At 74.2% G+C, this 17113-nt stretch carries 20 protein-coding genes; 15 read left to right on the top strand and 5 right to left on the bottom strand.

Features of this window, described 5'->3' with window-relative positions; all coding sequences use genetic code 11:
* The first annotated feature begins 67 nt into the window (after positions 1-67).
* From ACFO60_RS20875 to ACFO60_RS20805, 15 genes are all read left to right on the top strand, one after another.
* On the top strand, positions 68-388 hold the full coding sequence (locus ACFO60_RS20875) for a TcmI family type II polyketide cyclase (protein WP_380842470.1): 321 nt from the start codon (positions 68-70) through the stop codon (positions 386-388).
* On the top strand, positions 389-808 hold the full coding sequence (locus ACFO60_RS20870; protein ID WP_380842468.1) for a cupin domain-containing protein: 420 nt from the start codon (positions 389-391) through the stop codon (positions 806-808).
* Complete coding sequence (locus ACFO60_RS20865) at positions 805-2076, top strand: beta-ketoacyl-[acyl-carrier-protein] synthase family protein (RefSeq protein WP_380842465.1); 1272 nt, start codon at positions 805-807, stop codon at positions 2074-2076. Before ACFO60_RS20870 ends, ACFO60_RS20865 begins: the two co-directional genes overlap by 4 nt.
* Positions 2073-3311 carry a ketosynthase chain-length factor gene (locus ACFO60_RS20860; RefSeq protein WP_380842463.1) on the top strand — a complete coding sequence of 413 codons (1239 nt, stop codon included), beginning with the start codon at positions 2073-2075 and terminating at the stop codon, positions 3309-3311. The genes ACFO60_RS20865 and ACFO60_RS20860 overlap by 4 nt, the downstream gene beginning before the upstream one ends.
* A gap of 40 nt (positions 3312-3351) precedes the next feature.
* Positions 3352-3603 carry an acyl carrier protein gene (locus ACFO60_RS20855; RefSeq protein ID WP_380842460.1) on the top strand — a complete coding sequence of 84 codons (252 nt, stop codon included), beginning with the start codon at positions 3352-3354 and terminating at the stop codon, positions 3601-3603.
* A gap of 2 nt (positions 3604-3605) precedes the next feature.
* Positions 3606-4061 (top strand): SRPBCC family protein, encoded by a 456-nt coding sequence (locus ACFO60_RS20850; RefSeq protein WP_380842457.1) that lies wholly within the window; start codon positions 3606-3608, stop codon positions 4059-4061.
* Between the two features lie 5 nt (positions 4062-4066).
* The gene (locus tag ACFO60_RS20845) at positions 4067-4528 is read left to right on the top strand and encodes an anthrone oxygenase family protein (RefSeq protein ID WP_380842454.1); all 462 of its coding nucleotides are present in this window, start codon (positions 4067-4069) and stop codon (positions 4526-4528) included.
* Positions 4529-4579: 51 nt separating this feature from the next.
* Positions 4580-5305, top strand: a complete 726-nt coding sequence (locus ACFO60_RS20840) for an SDR family NAD(P)-dependent oxidoreductase (protein WP_380842452.1) — start codon at positions 4580-4582, stop codon at positions 5303-5305.
* 2 nt (positions 5306-5307) lie between these two features.
* Positions 5308-5631: an antibiotic biosynthesis monooxygenase family protein gene (locus ACFO60_RS20835; protein ID WP_380842449.1), complete on the top strand. Its 324-nt coding sequence runs from the start codon at positions 5308-5310 to the stop codon at positions 5629-5631.
* Entirely contained in the window at positions 5628-5936 is a 309-nt protein-coding gene (locus ACFO60_RS20830; RefSeq protein WP_380842446.1) for an antibiotic biosynthesis monooxygenase family protein, read from the top strand. Before ACFO60_RS20835 ends, ACFO60_RS20830 begins: the two co-directional genes overlap by 4 nt.
* Before the next feature lie 90 nt (positions 5937-6026).
* A complete protein-coding gene (locus ACFO60_RS20825) occupies positions 6027-6488 on the top strand; it encodes an anthrone oxygenase family protein (RefSeq protein WP_380842443.1) in 462 nt (153 codons plus the stop codon).
* Positions 6489-6505: 17 nt separating this feature from the next.
* Positions 6506-7231, top strand: a complete 726-nt coding sequence (locus ACFO60_RS20820) for an SDR family NAD(P)-dependent oxidoreductase (RefSeq protein ID WP_380842440.1) — start codon at positions 6506-6508, stop codon at positions 7229-7231.
* A gap of 13 nt (positions 7232-7244) precedes the next feature.
* Positions 7245-7628: a SchA/CurD-like domain-containing protein gene (locus ACFO60_RS20815; RefSeq protein ID WP_380842438.1), complete on the top strand. Its 384-nt coding sequence runs from the start codon at positions 7245-7247 to the stop codon at positions 7626-7628.
* Positions 7625-8503: an NAD(P)-dependent oxidoreductase gene (locus ACFO60_RS20810; RefSeq protein ID WP_380842436.1), complete on the top strand. Its 879-nt coding sequence runs from the start codon at positions 7625-7627 to the stop codon at positions 8501-8503. The genes ACFO60_RS20815 and ACFO60_RS20810 overlap by 4 nt, the downstream gene beginning before the upstream one ends.
* Positions 8496-11567, top strand: coding sequence for an AMP-binding protein (locus ACFO60_RS20805; protein WP_380842434.1), 3072 nt, complete (start codon positions 8496-8498; stop codon positions 11565-11567). The genes ACFO60_RS20810 and ACFO60_RS20805 overlap by 8 nt, the downstream gene beginning before the upstream one ends.
* A gap of 52 nt (positions 11568-11619) precedes the next feature.
* On the opposite strand, the gene ACFO60_RS20800 is transcribed toward ACFO60_RS20805, so the two are convergent.
* The 5 genes from ACFO60_RS20800 to ACFO60_RS20780 are packed head-to-tail and all read right to left on the bottom strand — an operon-like array spanning position 11620 to position 16752.
* A complete protein-coding gene (locus ACFO60_RS20800; protein WP_380842432.1) occupies positions 11620-12660 on the bottom strand; it encodes an NAD-dependent epimerase/dehydratase family protein in 1041 nt (346 codons plus the stop codon).
* Positions 12661-12663: 3 nt separating this feature from the next.
* A complete protein-coding gene (locus tag ACFO60_RS20795) occupies positions 12664-14034 on the bottom strand; it encodes an acetyl-CoA carboxylase biotin carboxylase subunit (RefSeq protein ID WP_380842430.1) in 1371 nt (456 codons plus the stop codon).
* A gap of 5 nt (positions 14035-14039) precedes the next feature.
* Positions 14040-14612, bottom strand: a complete 573-nt coding sequence (locus tag ACFO60_RS20790) for an acetyl-CoA carboxylase biotin carboxyl carrier protein (RefSeq protein ID WP_380842428.1) — start codon at positions 14610-14612, stop codon at positions 14040-14042.
* Positions 14609-16339 (bottom strand): acetyl-CoA carboxylase, carboxyltransferase subunit beta, encoded by a 1731-nt coding sequence (accD, locus tag ACFO60_RS20785; protein ID WP_380842426.1) that lies wholly within the window; start codon positions 16337-16339, stop codon positions 14609-14611. The genes ACFO60_RS20790 and accD overlap by 4 nt, the downstream gene beginning before the upstream one ends.
* Entirely contained in the window at positions 16333-16752 is a 420-nt protein-coding gene (locus tag ACFO60_RS20780; RefSeq protein ID WP_380842424.1) for a hypothetical protein, read from the bottom strand. Before ACFO60_RS20780 ends, accD begins: the two co-directional genes overlap by 7 nt.
* Positions 16753-17113: the final 361 nt, after the last annotated feature.

Here is a 17113-nt window from a genome sequence, read left to right as displayed (position 1 = left end):
GGCGGAACACGATGAGTCCATCCACACCAGCAGGCGCCGCCCCTCTGGTCACCCCGAAGGAGCAACGGTGCATCGAACGCTCATAGTCGCCCGGATGGACCCCGAGGACGCGGGGCCGGTCGCACGTCTCTTCGAGGAGTCCGACGCGACGGAACTGCCGCACCTGGTCGGGGTCACCGGCCGGGCCCTCTTCCGGTTCCAGGGACTCTACTTCCACCTCATCGAGTCCGAGACCCCCATCGGGGCGCGGCTGGCGGACGTGCGCGAGCATCCGCTGTTCGCGGACCTCAACGAGCGGCTCAAGCCGCACGTCAGGGCCTACGACCCGGTCACCTGGCGCTCGCCCGCCGACGCGATGGCCCAGACCTTCTACACCTGGAGCCGCTGAATGTCCCGCTTCACCGCCATCTCGGCCGCGCAGGTGCCGCCCAACCGGCGCAGGGGCGGGGAACTGCGCGTCGTGCTCGGCCCCGCCACCGCGGGCGCCACCACCGGCTTCCTCGGCGTGCTGAGGCTCGCTCCCGGCGAGCACGTCGCCGAGCACTACCACCCCTACTCCGAGGAGTTCCTCTACGTCACCGCCGGGGCGATGGTGGTCCGGCTGGACGGCGAGCGGCTGGACGTGCGCGCGGGGGAGGGCGTGCTCGTGCCGAAGGACGTCCGGCACCGGGTGTGGAACGAGACCGGCGAGGACGCCGAAGCGGTGTTCCATCTGTGCCCGCTGGCGCCCCGACCGGAGCTCGGCCACGTCGACACCGAGCCGGTGCCCGCGGCGCACGAACCCGTCCTCCAGGTGGAGGGCGGATGACCGGCCCCCGCCGCGCGGTGATCACCGGCATCGGCGTGGTCGCTCCCGGCGAGGTGGGCACGAAGGCCTTCTGGTCGCTGCTGACCGAGGGCAGGACGGCCACCCGTCCGATCTCCGCGTTCGACGCCACCGGCTTCCGCTCCAGGATCGCCGCGGAATGCGACTTCGACCCCGTCCGGGAGGGCCTCGACCCCCGGGAGATCCGCCGGATGGACAGAAGCGCCCAGTTCGCCGTCGTCGCGGCGCGGGAGGCGCTCGCCGACAGCGGCTGGGAGCCCGACTCCGGGCCGGCCGACCGCGTAGCGGTCGCCATCGGCAGCGCCGTCGGCGCCACCGTCGGCCTGGAGGACGAGTACGTGGTGGTCAGCGACGTGGCCAGGCAGTGGGTGGTCGACCACCGCTACGCCATGCCCCACCTGTACGGCTACCTGGTGCCCAGCTCGACGGCCGCCGAGGTGGCCTGGCTCGTCGGCGCGGAGGGGCCGGTCACGATGGTCTCCGACGGGTGCACCTCGGGCCTGGACTCCGTCGGCCACGCCCTCGGGCTCATCGAGGACGACCTGGCCGACGTCGTGATCTCCGGCGCCACCGACGCGCCCATCTCGCCGATCTCGGTCGCATGCTTCGACGCCATCAAGGCCACCTCGCCCAACAACGCGGAACCGGAGTCGGCGTCGCGGCCGTTCGACAGGCGCCGCGACGGGTTCGTCCTCGGCGAGGGAGCCGCGATCTTCGTGATCGAGGAGCGGGAGGCCGCCCGCCGGAGGGGCGCGCACATCTACGCGGAGATCGCCGGCTTCGCCAACCGCGGCAATGCCTACCACATGACCGGGCTCAGGCCGGACGGCCGGGAGATGGCGGAGGCCATCAGGGTCGCGATGGACGCCGCCCGGCTCGCCCCCGCCGACATCGGCTACATCAACGCCCACGGGTCGGGCACGCGGCAGAACGACCGGCATGAGACCGCCGCGTTCAAGCGCAGCCTCGGCGAGCACGCCTACCGGGTCCCGGTCAGCTCGATCAAGTCGATGGTGGGCCACTCGCTGGGCGCGATCGGCTCCATCGAGATCGCCGCCTGCGCGCTCGCCCTGGAGCACCAGGTGATCCCGCCGACGGCCAACCTGCGCACGGCCGACCCCGAGTGCGACCTGGACTACACACCGCTCACGGCGCGCCGGCTCCGCCTGGACACGGTGCTCACCGTGGGCAGCGGCTTCGGCGGCTTCCAGAGCGCGATGCTGCTCACCTCCCCCCGGCGGGCCGCATGAGCGCCGGCACCATGGACGTGGCCGTGACCGGCCTCGGCGTCGTCGCCCCCAACGGCATCGGCGTGGACGCCCACTGGGAGGCCCTCCTCGCCGGGGTGAGCGGCATCGGCCCGATCAGCCGCTTCGACGCCGGCGACTACCCCGTGCGGCTCGCCGGCGAGGTCGCCGGCTTCGCCGGTCCCGGCCGCCTGCCGAGCCGCCTGGTGGCGCAGACCGACCGCTGGACGCACCTCGGCCTGTACGCGGCGGAGGCCGCGCTCGCCGACGCCGGGATGAGCGCCGAGGGCCTCGCGGAGCTGGACGAGTTCGGCCTCGCCGTGGTGACCGCCAGCTCATCCGGCGGCAACGAGTTTGGCCAGCGGGAGATCGCCGACCTGTGGCGGCACGGCCCGCAGCGGGTGAGCGCCTTCCAGTCCATCGCCTGGTTCTACGCCGCCACCACCGGCCAGATCTCGATCAGGCACGGGATGCGGGGCCCGTGCGGCGTCCTGGTCGCCGAGCAGGCCGGCGGCCTTGACGCGCTCGCCCAGGCGGCCCGCGCCCTGCGCATGGGGGCCAAGATGGCCGTCACCGGCGGCGCCGAGGCCTCGCTCAGCCCCTACGCCCTGGTCTGCCAGATCTCCAGCGGGCGCCTCAGCCGCCGCGACGACCCCGCCACGGCCTACCTTCCCTTCGACGCGGACGCCTGCGGCCACGTCCCCGGCGAGGGCGGGGCCATGCTGATCGTCGAGCCCGAGCAGGAGGCCAGGAAGCGCGGCGCGCCGCGCATCTACGGCAGGGTGGCCGGGCACGCCGCCACCTTCGACCCGCCGCCCGGCAGCGGGGGGCGGCCCACGCTGCGCCGCGCCGCCGAGCTCGCGCTCACGCGCGCCCGGGTCGCACCCGAAGAGGTGGACGTCGTCTTCGCCGACGCCGCCGGGGTGCCCGCGCTGGACAGGGCCGAGGCCGAGGCGATCTCGGCGCTGTTCGGGCCGCGCGGCGTCCCGGTGACCGCGCCCAAGACCATGCTCGGCCGCCTGTACTGCGGCGGCGGGCCCCTGGACCTGGCGGCGGCGCTGCTGTCCATCCGCGACGGCGTCATCCCGCCCACCATCGGGCTGCGCCGCCCGGCGCCCGGCTGCGCGGACCTGGATCTGGTCACCGAGACCAGACAGGTCCCGGTGCGCCGCGCCCTGGTGCTGGCCAGAGGGTTCGGCGGATTCAACTCGGCGGTCGTCGTCACGGCGGCCGGCTGAACGAGGCCGCCGCGGCGGCCGACCGGAAGAGAGGTGAACGGTGTCGGCTTTCACGCTCGACGACCTACGTGTGATCATGCGCTCCTGCGGCGTCGAGGAATCCCTCGACTTCGACGGCGACATCAACGACACGCACATCGCCAAGCTCGGCTACGACTCCCTCGCCATGCTCCAGATCGCGTCGCTCATCGAGCGCCAGACCAGCGTGAGCATCGACGACGACACGCTCAGCGCGCTGGACACCCCGCGGGAAATCATCGACTACGTCAACGCACGGATCGAGGCGGCCTGACCATGGCAGTGCACACCGACAACCAGATCCTCATCAGCGCCCCGATGGAGCTGGTCTGGGACCGGACCAACGACGTCGAGTCCTGGCCCTCGCTGTTCAGCGAGTACGCCTCCGCCGAGGTGCTGGAACGGGACGGCGACACCGTCAGGTTCCGGCTCACCATGCACCCCGACCACAACGGCATGGTGTGGAGCTGGATCTCCCAGCGCACGATGGACCCGGAGACCCGCACCACGAGGTCGTTCCGCGTCGAGACCGGCCCCTTCAAGTACATGAGCCTGTTCTGGGAGTACCTGCGGACGGCGGACGGCGTCCTGCTCCGCTGGGTGCAGGACTTCGAGATGAAGCCGACGGCGCCGATCGGCGACGGCGACATGGGCGAGCGCGTCAACGCCAACAGCGTGGTCCAGCTGGAGCGCATCAAGAAGATCCTCGAGGCCGAAGCCGCGGAGGGCTGACCCCCGTGCTGAATGTGCTGCTCCCGCTGGCGCTGCTCGGCAACGGCCTTGCGGCGGGGGACATGTTCTGCACGGCCCTCGGGCTGGCCCCGCTGATGCTGGCCCTGCCCTACGGCGGCTACGTCCGCATGGTGCAGTTCCTGTGGCCGCGGTACGACCCGGCGGTCCCCGCCATCAACGCGGTCACGCTGCTGCTCGACCTGGTCATGGTCGCGGTGACCGGCCAGGCGGCGGCGCGGGCGCTGTTCGCGGCGGCCGCCGTCCTGATCGCGGCGGTGATCGCGATCTCGGTGGTGAAGGCCGTCCCCATCAACCGCTACGTGATGGCGCTGGACCCCGAGTCGTGCCCCGCCGACTGGCAGGAACGCGACCCCCGTCTGCGCTGGCGCAACTGGAACCTCGTCCGCACCGTGCTGATGGTGGCCGCCCTCGCGGCCAACGTCGCGGGCGCGGGCTGCCTGATCTGACGACCCTCCGGATCCGCCTCAGGCGCGGATCCGCGACCTTTCGGAGAAGTGATGCGACTCGACGGCAAGAGAGTCCTTTTGACCGGCGGCACCCGGGGCATCGGGCGCGGCCTCGCGCTGGCCCTGGCGCGCGCCGGGGCACGGCTGGTCACCTGCTACCGCGACGACCAGGACGCCGCGAAGGTCATGGCGGCCGAGCTGGAGGAGCTCGGCGACCACCGGGTGGTCCGCGCCGACGTGACCGACGCCGGGGACGTGGCACGGCTCGTCCAGGAGTGCGTCACCCACATGGGCGGCCTGGACGTGCTCGTCTCGAACGCGGGCACCATCAGCCACGTGCCCTTCGAGGACCTGACGGCCGCGGAGTGGCAGCGAGTGCTGGACACCAACCTCACCGCGATGTACCGCCTGGTCCAGCAGGCGCTGCCGCTGCTGCCCGCCGGCGCGTCGGTGATCGGCGTCGGCTCGCGCTCGGCGTTCGTCGGCATCCCGCAGCGCGCCCACTACACCGCGGCCAAGGCCGGCATGGTGGGCCTGGTCCGCTCGCTCGCCAAGGAGCTCGGGCCGCGCGGGATCCGGGTGAACCTCGTCTCGCCCGGCGTCATCGACCCGGGGGACGGCACGCTGCCCGAGCCGGTCAGGCGGCGCTACGAGGGCCTGACCGCGCTCGGCCGGCTCGGCACCCCCGAGGAGGTCGCCGGCGCCGTGCTGTTCCTGGCCGGCGACGCGTCCAGCTATGTCACCGGCGAGACCATCCACGTGGACGGAGGAATCTGAGCATGGACACCGGCGTCTTCCGGGTGATGCTCCGCATGGAGGTGCTCCCGGGCAAGGGAGCGGAGTTCGAGAAGGTCTGGCACGACAGCGCCGCGACGATCACCGGCCAGCCCGCCAACCTCGGTCAGTGGCTGTCGCGCAGCGCAGAGGAGGACGGCGTGTACTACATCGTCAGCGACTGGCTCGACGAGGAACGGTTCCGCGCCTACGAGCGCAGCCAGGCGCATCTGGAGCACCGCGGCAGGCTGCACCCCTACCGGTCCAGCGGCGCGATGACCACCATGCGGGTCGTCTACGACCTCGCCGGCGCGGCGCGGCGGCCGTGAGCAACCGCGTGCGGGTCCTGCTGCACACCCTGGCCCCGGACGAGGGGCCGGACGGCCTGGTGGCGGCCTACCACCGCATCAGCGAGGAACTGTCGGGCACCCCCGGCCTGCTGGGCAACGAGCTCATGCACTCGGTGCTCGACCCGGGGGCGTTCGTGGTCATGAGCGAGTGGGAGAGCCTCGCGGCCTTCCGCGCCTGGGAGGAGGGGGCGGCGCACAGGCCGACCACCGCGCCGCTGCGCCCCTACCAGGACCGGCGGCGCCAGGACCGCTACGGCATGTACGAGGTCGTCGCCCGTTACTGAGCCTCACGACGGCCGCGGGCCACACCGCCCTTCCGGCCGTACCCACCGTTCACCGCGCCGCAAGCCCGTCATCCCGGGGAGGTCGATCGCGTGCTCGCCGTACTGGACGTCCTGGCGCTGATGGGCGCCGGCGTCACCGCGGGCGTGCTGTTCTGCGTCGCGCTGAGCATTGTGCCCGCCTTCGCCGCGCTGCCCGCCGACAGGTACATCGAGCTGCACCGGCTGGTCGGCCGCAACTACGACCCGACCATGCCGATCCTGGTCCTCGGCACCACGCTGGCCGCCGCCGCGCGGGCCGTGCTGACGCCGGGATGGCCCGCGCGGCTGCCGTTCGCGGTCGCCGCGCTGCTCCTGCTGGCCGTCTCGGTGGTGTCGCACCTCGGCAACGTGCCCATCAACCGGCTGGTGAAGAGACCCGGGCGCGACCCCGCGCCCGCGCACGTGGACCGCCTGCGGCGCAGGTGGCGCCACCTGCACCTGCTCCGCACCGGCCTGGCGCTGCTCGCCCTGACCTGTGAGGCCGCCGCCGTGGTGGCCTCACACCACCCCTGACATGCGGAGGAGAAGCGATGGACGCCGCGCTCGCGGGCAAGCGGCTGCTCGTCACCGGAGGCACCCGGGGGGTCGGCAGGGCCACCGTGCTCGCCGCCGCCGGCGCGGGCGCCAGGGTGGTGACCTGCTACCACCACGACGAGGCCGCCGCCGCGGCCCTGGCCGCACGGCTCGGGCCGGGCCACCGGGTCGTCAAGGCCGACCTGACCAGGCCGGAGGACGCCGCGAGGCTCGCCGCCGAGTGCCGCACGGAGCTCGGCGGCCTCGACGCGCTGGTCAACAACGCCGGGGTCGACGGCCATGGACGCCTGGAGGAGCTGGACGACGGGGAATGGAGCAGGGTCCTCGGGCTCGACCTGACCGCCGTCTTCGTCCTCACCCAGGCGTGCCTTCACCTGCTCGGCCCCGGATCGGCGATCGTCAACGTCGCCGCCTCGGCCGCGCTGCGCGGAGTCCCCGGACGCTCGCACTACACCGCCGCCAAGGCCGGCGTCCTCGGCCTGACCCGGTCCCTGTGCAAGGAGCTCGGGCCGCGCCGCGTCCGCGTCAACGCCGTCGCGCCCGGAGTGCTCGAAAGCGACGGCGACCCGCTCCCCCCGCCCGTGGCCGAGCGCGTCGCGCGCATGACGGCACTCGGCCGCCTCGGCCGCCCGGAAGAGGTGGCCGCCGCCGTCCTCTACCTGGCCGGCGACCTGGCGGGCTACCTCACCGGCGCGACCCTGACCGTCGACGGCGGCATCTGACCAAGGAGGGGCCATGCCCTACGCAGCCATCACCTACAACGTCCAGCCCGGCCACGAAGACGAGATCGCGGCCATCTTCGCCGGGTTCCAGCGCGTGGACACCCCCGAACTGCGCGACGAGGAGGGCCGCGTCGCCGGTCGCCTGCTCGGCACCGGCGTCTTCATCAACGACGCCACCCTGGTCAGGTTCATCCACTACGAGGGCTCCCTGCAGCACGTGGCGCAGCACATGGCGCGGCAGAAGGGAGTGCACGAACTGGAGGAGAAGCTCAAGCCGTACCTGGCGGCCCCCCGCGACACCGGGACCGCCGAAGGGTTCAGGCGGCACTTCTCCGCGAGCCTCATGCGCTGCATCTCCCAGCTGTCCGCCGAGCCGGCCGAGGAGACCCGCGGATGATCGCCGTCATCGGCCTCGGCGGGATGGGGGCGGGCCTCGCCCACCGGCTGCTGGAGGCCGGCCACGCCGTCACCGTCCACAACCGGACCCCCGGGCGCGCCGCGCCGCTGGAGGCGGCCGGGGCCCGCGTCGCCGCCTCCCCTCAGGACGCCGTCGCGGGCGCCGAGGCGGTGCTGCTGTGCCTCAGCGACGAGGCCGCCGTGGACGCCGTCCTCACCGCGGACGTGCTGGACGCGGTCAAGCCCGACAGCACGGTCGTCAACACCGGCACCGTCTCGCCGGGCCACTCCCGGCTCCTGGCCGGCCGCGTCGCCGCGGCGGGCCGGCGCTTCGTCGAGTCCGCCCTGCTCGGCAACCCGTCGCAGGCCCGGGCGGGGGAGCTGCGCGTCCTGGCCGCCGGCGACGCCGCCGACGTCGAAAGGGTGCGGCCCGTGCTGGAGGCGCTCGGGCATCAGCTCCTCCACCTCGGCCCCGTGGGGCAGGCGGCGGCGTTCAAGCTGGTGTTCAACCTGCTGCTCGGCGCGCAGGTCGCCTCGCTGGCCGAGGCCGTCGCCTACGGCGTCCGTGCCGGGCTGCCCCGCGACCTGCTCCTGACCGCCGTCGCCGCGAGCGGCTTCAGCTCCAAGGTGATGGCCTTCCGCGCCGACATCATGCGCGAGCGGACCTACGAGCCGGCGGCCTTCCGCGCGGCGCTGATGGAGAAGGACCTGCGCCTCGCCCTCGCCGCCGCCGGCGAGCTCGGCGTCGACCTCCCCGTCGCCGCCCGGGCCGCCGAGCGCTTCGCCGCCGTCGTGGCGGCGGGCGACGGCGACCTGGACGCCGCGGTGCTCGTCGAGCTGGCCGAGCGCCGGCCGGCGGGGGAGCGGCATGAGTGACCGCGCGCCGGAGTTCCGCGGGCCGTTCACCGACTACCCCTACGGCGAGCACATCGACGGGTGGATCGACCGGCAGGCCTCGCTGAACCCGGCGGCGCCGGCGCTGCGCTGGCGCGGCCAGGAGGTGAGCTACGCCGACCTCGTCGTCGACGCCGAGACGATGGCGGTGGCGCTGGCCGAACGCGGAGTCGGCCCGGGGGACATCGTGACGGTCCGGATGCGCCGCGGCCCCCGCATGGTGGCCGCGTTGCTGGCCGTGCTGAAGCGGGGCGCGGCCTACGCCGCCGTCCCCCTCGACTGGCCCCGCGCCCGCCACGAGCAGCTGTCGGCCCTGGTGAACCCGCGCCTGGAGATCACCGGGGCGGGCGGGGCGTGGCGCGGCGACGCCGTCACCACGGCGTCCCTGCTGCGCGAGGGCCTGCGCCTGCCGCCCGCCGAGCCGCCCGGGCGCGGCTCAGGGCAGGACCCGTGCTGCGTCTTCCTCACCTCCGGCAGCACGGGCGCCCCCAAGGCCGTGCTCGCGCCGCACCGGGGCGTGGTCCGCGCCGCGCTGGACCCGCTTCACGTCCTGGACGGGCCGATGCACTCGTTGCAGTGCGCCTCGGTCGCGTGGGACATCTTCGCCCTGGAACTGTGGGTCCCGCTGATGCGCGGCGGCACGTGCACGCTGTACGAGGAGGGGCACCTCACCGCGGCCGGGATCCGCGACGCGGTCGCGCAGGGCGTCAACGTGCTGGCCCTGCCCGCCGTCCTGTTCAACGCCGCGCTCGACGACGACCCGCGCTGCCTGGCGGGCATCGACCTGATGGTCACCGGGGGCGAGCGCGCCTCCGCCCGGCACTTCGCCGCGTGCCTGCGCGAGCACCCGGGCATGCGCCTCGTGCACGCCTACGGGCCGGTCGAGAGCTCCATCGCCGCGACCGCCCACGTGGTCACCGGCGCCGGCGAGCAGGACGACGTGCCGATCGGCCGTCCCATCGTCAACACCACCGTGTACCTGCTGGACCCGGATCGGCGGCCCAGCGCCCCCGGCGAGGTCGGCGAGATCGCCGTCGGCGGGGACGGGCTGGCACGCGGCTACCTCGGCGATCCCGAGGCCACCGCCGACCGCTTCCCGACGCTGGACCTTGCGGGCCGGCCCCGGCGGGTCTACCTGACCGGCGACCTGGCCAGGGTGGACGAGGGCGGCGACCTGGTCTTCGTCGGCCGCCGTGACCGGCAGGTCAAGATCCGCGGGTTCCGCGTGGAGCTGGGGGAGGTCGAGCACGCCATCGAGCGGGTCCCCGGCGTCGGGCGCGCCGGCGCGGTCGCGCTGCCGGTGGGCGGGCGGGCGCCGGAACGGCTCGCCGCGTTCTACACCCCCGCGCCGGGCGCACCCGCGCCCGCCGCGCCGGAGACCGTCCGCGAGCACCTGCGCGGCCGCCTGCCCGAGGTGTTCGTGCCGGCCACGCTGGTGCCGCTCGCCGCGCTGCCGCTGCTGGCCAACGGCAAGGTCGACTACGCGGCCCTCCCCGATCTGCTGCCGGAGGAGTCCGCCGGCGCGGGGGAGGGCGAGGGCGAGGACGCGGGCACGGAGCTGAAGGCGGTCCTGGAGCTCGCCGGCGACCTCCTCGGCCGCACGGTGTACTCCGGAGACGACCTGTTCGGCCTCGGCGGCACCTCGCTCACCGCCGTCCGGCTCGCCAACCGGCTGCGGCTGCGGCTGGGACGCGCCGTCACCGCCGCCGAGATCCTCGAGCTCCGCACCCCCGCACGGATCGCCCCCCTGCTCCAGGCGGGCCCGACGGTGTGCGCCGAGGCCGAGGAACGGGCCCCGGAGTGGGCCGACGGGCTGCCCTGCAACCAGTACAGGTTCTGGCTGGCCGAGTGGCTGGACCCCGAGGCCGACCAGGCGCTCATCGGCATGCGCTACAGGCTGACGGGGCCGCTCGACCGGGCCGCGCTCGCCCAGGCGGTCGACACCGTGGTCGGCCGGCACGAGGCCCTGCGCACGCGGCTGCCCGCCGTGCGCCGCAGGCCGGTCATCGAGGTGCTCGACCCGGCGGCGCTGCCGTCCGCGTTCACCGTCGCCGAGCCGGCGGACCTGGCCGCCGCGCAGGAGCGGGCCGAGGCCTTCGCCCGCCGCCGCTACCACATCGGGCGGGACGTCCCGCTCGGCGTGCTGCTCATCCCGCTCGGCCCCGACGACCACCTGCTGGTGCTCTCGGCGCACCACTCCGGCTTCGACGGCTGGTCGGAGGTGCTGTTCTGGCGGGAGGTGGGCCTCGCCTACACCGAACTGGTGAACGGGCGCCGCCCGCCGTACCGCGTCGCGACCTCCTTCCACCGGGTGATCGCCAAGCAGGAGCGGTACGAGGCGCCGCGCTTCGACGAGGCGTGCCGCTACTGGACCGACCAGCTGAGGGGCATGCCCGGGCTTCCGCTCGGCGGCTCCACGGCCGAGGTCGGCCCGGCGGCCGAGATCCCGCTGCCGATCGGGCGGTCGTTGCTGGAACGCGCGGCCGGGGCGGCGGCCGCGGCCGGCGGCACCGCCACCGCGTTGTTCCTCGCGGCCTACGTCCGCGCTCTGCGCGCCCGCACCGGCGCCACCGACTTCCCGGTCACGGTGCCCGTGGCGGGACGGTCCATCCCCGAGGCCGAGGACGTGATCGGCTGCTTCGCCTCGCTGATCACGCTGCGCTTCCCCGGCTTCCCCGACGACCCGGCGGCCGCGGTCGCCGCCGCGGCCGGGGCGCTGCGCGCTGCGGTGGCCTCGCCGATCGTGCCCATCGACCGCCTCTACGAGCCGCCGGCCGGCACGCCGCGGCACCCGCTCCTGCAGGTTCGCTTCGCCATGCACAACTACGCGCCCGGCCGGATCGACCTGCCGGGCGTGGCCTGCGAGGGGGAGCGCATCGGCCCGCCCGTCGAGCGCAGCGACGTGGCGTTCGAGGTGTGGCCGGAACCCCGGCCGCGTGCCATGCTCCGCTACCGGGCCGACCTGCTGACCGAGGCGGACGCGCGGCTGCTCGGCGAGCGTTGCGTGGCCGAGGCCGAGTCCCTGGTGGCGCACCTGTCGGTGTGAGCGCGGAGAGCGCGTGGGCAGGGCCGCCGCGGCGGCCCTGCCCACGCGTCCCTCAGGCCCGCATCGGCGCGGTGACGAACTCCTTCATGCCGTCCTCGAAGCTCACCGTGGGCTCCCAGCCGAGCTCCCGCTTCAGCCGCGCCGGCGAGGCGACGATGTGCCGGACGTCGTCGAAGCGACACCGCCCGCTGACCTTCGGCGCCGGCCCCGCCGACAGCTCCGCGAGGGTGCGGGCCAGCTGCCCCACCGTCCTCGGAGTCCCCGTCGCCACGTTGTAGGCCCGGAACCCCGGGCGGTCCAGGCCGATGGCGTTCACGTTGGCGAGCGCGATGTCCCGCACGTGGATGAAGTCCCGCAGCATCGCGCCGTCCTCGTACAGCTCGATGGTCTCGCCGTTGCGGACGGCCGAGCGGAAGACGCAGGTCACGCCCGAGTACGGCGAGTCGTGCGACATGCCGGGCCCGTACACCTGGTGGTAGCGCAGCGCGATCGCCATGCCGCCGGTCTCCCTGGCCCACGCGCCCGCCAGGTGCTCCTGCGCCAGCTTGGTCGCGCCGTACACGTTGAGCGGGGCCAGCCGGTCGTCCTCGGACAGCTCGCCCGGCCGCAGCGCGGCCCCGCAGCGCGGGCAGGGCGGGTCGAACCGGCCCGCGTCCACGTCTGCCCGGGTGCGCGGGCCGGGCGACACCCTGCCGTGCTCGGCGCAGGTGTACACGCCCTCGCCGTACACGACGACCGAACTGGCGAACACGAGCCTGCCCAGGCCGGCCCGGGCCATGGCGGCGAGCAGGATCGCGGTGCCCATGTCGTTGATCGCGGCGTACTCGGGCGCCTCGGAGACGTGGTGCCCGCGGCCGACCATCGCGGCCTGGTGGCACACGACGTCGACGCCGCCGAGCGCCGCCTCGACGGTGCCGGGGTCGCGGACGTCGCCGTGGACGAACTCCACCCCCTCGGGCAGCACCGGCCGCCGCCCGCCGTGGACGGCGGGCAGGAGGGCGTCCAGCACCCTTATCTCATGGCCCTGCTCGCGCAGGGCCGCGACGACGCGGGTCCCGATGAAACCCGCTCCTCCGGTGACGAGAACGCGCATGGTCTACTGCCCTTCGGGTCGGTCGCCGGGCCGGCCGAGCATCGCCTCGACCAGCCTCGTCGAATGGGTTCCCGCCAGGAATGCGGGATGGTCGAGGACCTGGCGCAGGAAACCCGCCGTCGTGCGCAGGCCCTCGCCCTCGATTCGGAACTCCGTGAGAGCGCGGTCCATCCGCCGCAGGGCCGCGGCGCGGTCCGGCGCCCACACGACGACCTTGGCCAGCAGCGAGTCGTACTCGGGGCTGACGCGCAGGCCGGCGTGCCCGTGGGTGTCGACCCGGGTGAACGGGCCCCCGGGCGGGACGAACGCGTCGATCACGGCCGGGGTGGGCATGAAGCCCCGCTCGGGGTCCTCGGCGTTGATCCGGCACTCGACGGCCGCTCCGCGCGGGGCCACGCCGTCCTGGCCGAACGACAGCGGCTCCCCGGCCGCGATCATGATCTGCTCGCGCACCAGGTCGACGCCGGTCACCATCTCGGTCACCGGGTGCTCGACCTGCAGGCGGCAGTTGGCCTCCATGAAGTAGAAGACGTCCTTCTCCACCAGGAACTCGAAGGTGGCCGCGCCGGTGAGCCCGAGAGCGCGGGCCGCGTGCGTCGCGGCGCCGGTCATGCCGTCGAGCAGGCAGGACGACAGGCCGGGGGAGGGCGTCTCCTCCAGCAGCTTCTGCCGCCGCCGCTGCACCGAGCAGTCGCGCTCGCCCAGGTGGACGACGTTGCCGAACCGGTCGGCGAGCACCTGGACCTCCACGTGGCGGCTGGAGCCCAGGTAACGCTCCAGGTACACACGGCCGTCGCCGAACAGCGCGCGCGCCTCCGAGCGGGTCCTGGCGAAGGCCCCGGCCAGCTCGCGGGGGTCGTCGACGACCGCCATGCCGCGCCCGCCGCCGCCCGCGCTGGCCTTGACGATGACGGGATAGCCGACGTGCTCGGCCACGGCGTGGGCCTGGGCGGCCGTCGAGGTCGCGGTGTGGCTGCCCGGCAGCACCGGCAGCCCGGCCCCCACGACGGCGCCGCGCGAGTGCACCTTGTCGCCCAGCGCCGACAGCACGCGGGGGGACGGGCCGATGAAGGTGATGCCGTGGTCGGCGCACACCTGGGCGAAGTCGGGGTCCTCCGACAGGAAGCCGTACCCCGGGTGGACGGCGTCGGCGCCGCACAGCCGGGCGGCCTCGATGATCGCCGGGATGCTGAGGTAGCTCTGGCGCGCCGGCGGCGGGCCTATCTGGACGGCCTGGTCGGCCAGCCGCACCGCGGCCGAGTCCGCGTCGGCGGTGGAGTGGACCACCGCGACGCGGATGCCGAGCTCCTTGCAGGTGCGGACGATCCGCAGCGCGATCTCTCCGCGGTTGGCGACGAGCACGGTCTTGAACATGGCGCCTAGGCCGTCTCTGGGGTGATGACGAACAGCGACTGGCCGTACTCGACCGGCGTGCCGTCGTCCACGCAGATCTCGGCGACGACGCCGGTGACGTCGGCGTCGATGCCGTTCATCAGCTTCATCGCCTCGAGGACCGCCAGCTGCTGGCCCGCGACGACGTGGTCGCCCACCCGCGCGAACGGCTTCTCGCCCGGGGCGGGAGCGGCGTAGAAGGTGCCGACCAGCGGGGCGGTGATCCGATGCCCCGGCGGTCCCGGCGGCGCGTCCGCGGGCGCGTGAGCCGGTACCGCGCTTCGGTCCGGCGGCGTGTGGCCGAGGGAGGCGGCGTGCCCGTCGGGCCCCGCCGCCGCGCCGGGCGGAAGAGCGGCGGGGAGCCCCTGCGGCGCCTCAGCCGCCCAGGCGAGCTCGACCTCGGCGCCCGCGAAGGCGAGCCGGAGGTGCGCCACCGGGCGGTCGCGCGTCGCGTCGAGGATGCCGGTGAGGCGCTCGCACAGCGTGGCGAGGGCGCCGGCGTCACCCGGCGCGGCCGCCGGCCCCTCCGGCGGCGCGCCGGACGTCGATGGGTCGCTCATGGCATCTCTCCCTCCGCGGGGCCGCCGAACGACGAGAAGCGCCGGCGGCGCTCGGCGACCAGTGCGGCGGGGTCCAGCCCCGCCAGCCGGTCGAGGTGGGCGGCCACCGCGTCGCGGACGGCCAGGGAGGCCGCCTGCGGATCGGCGTGCGCGCCGCCCGGCGGCTCGGGGATCACCTCGTCGATCACGCGCTGCGCCAGGAGCCCGCGGACGCCGAGCCGCAGGGCCCCGGCGGCGCGCGGCGCGGCGGCCGGGTCGCGCCACAGGATGCTGGCGCAGCCCTCGGGGCTGATCACCGAGTAGACGGCGTTCTCCAGGGCCAGCACCGTGTCGGCCACCGCGAGCGCGAGCGCCCCGCCGCTGCCGCCCTCCCCGGTGATGACGCTCACGACGGGGACCGGCAGGCCGGACATCAGGCGCAGGTTCTCGGCGATGGCGAAGGCCTGGCCGTGCTCCTCGGCCTCCCGTCCCGGATGGGCGCCGGGGGTGTCGACCAGCGTCAGCACGGGGATGCGCAACTTGGCGGCCAGCCGCATCAGGCGGCCGGCCTTGCGGTACCCGGCCGGCGAAGGCATCCCGAAGGCGCGCGCCATCCGCTCGCGCAGGTCGCGGCCCTTCTGCACGCCGACCACGACCAGCGGCCTGCCGGCGAGACTGCCGACGCCGCCGACGATCGCGGGGCAGTCACCGGCCGCCCGGTCCCCGCGCAGTTCCTGGAAGCCGTCCACGACGGCCTCGATGTGGTCCAGGGTGGTGGGTCTGCCGGGATCCCTGGCCAGCCGGACGGCCCGCCACGCGTCCTCGTCCCCCTCCTGCGCGAAGCCACCTCCCGCGCCCGGCGCCCCCGGCTCCGCCGGCCGTGTCCGGTCGTGCGCTCCGGGCTCCGGCGGTCGCGCTTCCTCGTGGTGGTCGCGCGTCCCGGCCGGTCGGCGCGGGCCGCGGGCGGCGTCCAGCAGCCGCCCGACGGTCTCGCGCAACTCGGCGCGCGGCACGATGGCGTCGATCAGGCCGCGCTCCAGGAGGAACTCCGCGGTCTGGAACCCCTCGGGCAGGCGGTGCCCGATCGTCTGCTCGATGACCCGGGGGCCGGCGAAGCCCATGCGGGCCCCCGGCTCGGCCAGCACGACGTCGGCGAGCGCGGCGAAGGACGCCGCGACGCCGCCGTAGGTGGGGTCGGTGACCAGCGAGATCGTGAGGATGCCCGCCTCGTCCAGTTCGGCCAGCGCCTGGCTGGTCCTGGCCATCTGCATGAGGGCAAGGGCGCCCTCCTGCATGCGGGCCCCGCCGGAGGCGCTGACGAGGATCAGCGGGACCCGGTCGGCGAGCGCGCGGCGCGCGGCCCGCTCGATGCGCCGGCCGACGCCGCAGCCCATGCTGCCGCCGAGGAAGCGGAAGTCCATGGCGCCGGCGACGACGGGCCGGCCGTCGACCGCGCCGGCCGCGCACACGATCGCCTCCGGCAGCCCGGTCGCGTCGCGTGCCTCGCGAAGCCGCTCGCGGTAGGGACGCAGGTCGGTGAAGCGCAGCGGGTCGTCGGCGCCGGGCGGCGAGGGCAGCTCACGCCAGCCGTCGTCGAGGAGCAGGCCGAGCCGGTCGTGGGCGCCGAGCCGTCCGTGGTGCCCGCATTCGGGGCAGACCTGGAGGGCGCGGGCCAAGCGTCGGCCGTAGACGGGGGCCGCGCAGCCCGCGCAGCGGGTCCACGCGCCGGTCGCGGTCGCGGTCACCATCGGTGATCGCCCCGCGCCTCGTCGAACGCCTCACGGAGGTCGGCCTCCAGCCCGGCCCACAGACGGCTCTCCTCGGCGGAGGGCCGCGGACCGGCGCCTTCGGGATGGCGGCGGAACGGTCCGTAATGGGAGATCATGCCGTCGCCCGGCCACATGTAGTGGGCGCAGCCGATGGCGGACAGGCCGAGCGCGAGATAGCGGGCAATTTCCAGGGCTTTATCCCAAACTAATTGCCCTGCGTCTTTCGGGGACATCGCACTCCGTTCACACAATCGCCTTTCGCGGAAAGTGAGGTTTATGAGCCCCTCTTCGAATGGCGATGTGAGAGGATTGTCAGGGAAGTCCGTTGGCGTGATCTTGCGGCGTGGCGCTCGAGGATCGCTAGAGGTCGGCTTGAGGTGCAAATCGGACATCTCGCCCATCGTGCCGTCTGTCGCGCCGGCCTGCTCGTCCGGTCATCCGGAGGGCGATCCGTCTTCCGACAGAAAGAGCTGACGTGATTCTGACCGTTTCCCTGACGGATGTTCTGCGTCTCGACGTATGCCGACGGTGATTTCCCCGCGGTTCACGACGGTGAACGCGGGCGGCGGGTCGCGGCCGTGAGTGACCATTTCATCACTCTGCGGGGGAACCCCAGTTCACTTGCCTCGCGGCTAGGGGCGCCCCTACGGAATTGCGCATTCGGGGAGCGGTATTACGCTCCGTTACCCGTAGCTGCCTGACCGGAAATCACGACAAAGTCTAGACATATAAGGACACAGCTAGTTATGTTGC

This window comes from Sphaerisporangium dianthi, assembly GCF_042654065.1.
Taxonomy (GTDB): domain Bacteria; phylum Actinomycetota; class Actinomycetes; order Streptosporangiales; family Streptosporangiaceae; genus Sphaerisporangium; species Sphaerisporangium dianthi.
Note: the sequence above shows the minus strand (reverse complement) of the source record. Positions and strands in the feature narration are given on the sequence as shown.

Bases quoted from the DNA above. Each gene is read 5' to 3' on its own strand.
- ACFO60_RS20790 (WP_380842428.1), bottom strand. From the start codon at position 14,612: ATGAGCGACCCATCGACGTCCGGCGCGCCGCCGGAGGGGCCGGCGGCC.
- ACFO60_RS20865 (WP_380842465.1), top strand. From the start codon at position 805: ATGACCGGCCCCCGCCGCGCGGTGATCACCGGCATCGGCGTGGTCGCT.
- ACFO60_RS20810 (WP_380842436.1), top strand. From the start codon at position 7,625: ATGATCGCCGTCATCGGCCTCGGCGGGATGGGGGCGGGCCTCGCCCAC.
- ACFO60_RS20870 (WP_380842468.1), top strand. From the start codon at position 389: ATGTCCCGCTTCACCGCCATCTCGGCCGCGCAGGTGCCGCCCAACCGG.
- ACFO60_RS20840 (WP_380842452.1), top strand. From the start codon at position 4,580: ATGCGACTCGACGGCAAGAGAGTCCTTTTGACCGGCGGCACCCGGGGC.
- ACFO60_RS20795 (WP_380842430.1), bottom strand. From the start codon at position 14,034: ATGTTCAAGACCGTGCTCGTCGCCAACCGCGGAGAGATCGCGCTGCGG.
- accD (WP_380842426.1), bottom strand. From the start codon at position 16,339: ATGGTGACCGCGACCGCGACCGGCGCGTGGACCCGCTGCGCGGGCTGC.
- ACFO60_RS20780 (WP_380842424.1), bottom strand. From the start codon at position 16,752: ATGTCCGATTTGCACCTCAAGCCGACCTCTAGCGATCCTCGAGCGCCA.
- ACFO60_RS20850 (WP_380842457.1), top strand. From the start codon at position 3,606: ATGGCAGTGCACACCGACAACCAGATCCTCATCAGCGCCCCGATGGAG.
- ACFO60_RS20820 (WP_380842440.1), top strand. From the start codon at position 6,506: ATGGACGCCGCGCTCGCGGGCAAGCGGCTGCTCGTCACCGGAGGCACC.
- ACFO60_RS20815 (WP_380842438.1), top strand. From the start codon at position 7,245: ATGCCCTACGCAGCCATCACCTACAACGTCCAGCCCGGCCACGAAGAC.
- ACFO60_RS20800 (WP_380842432.1), bottom strand. From the start codon at position 12,660: ATGCGCGTTCTCGTCACCGGAGGAGCGGGTTTCATCGGGACCCGCGTC.
- ACFO60_RS20835 (WP_380842449.1), top strand. From the start codon at position 5,308: ATGGACACCGGCGTCTTCCGGGTGATGCTCCGCATGGAGGTGCTCCCG.
- ACFO60_RS20805 (WP_380842434.1), top strand. From the start codon at position 8,496: ATGAGTGACCGCGCGCCGGAGTTCCGCGGGCCGTTCACCGACTACCCC.
- ACFO60_RS20860 (WP_380842463.1), top strand. From the start codon at position 2,073: ATGAGCGCCGGCACCATGGACGTGGCCGTGACCGGCCTCGGCGTCGTC.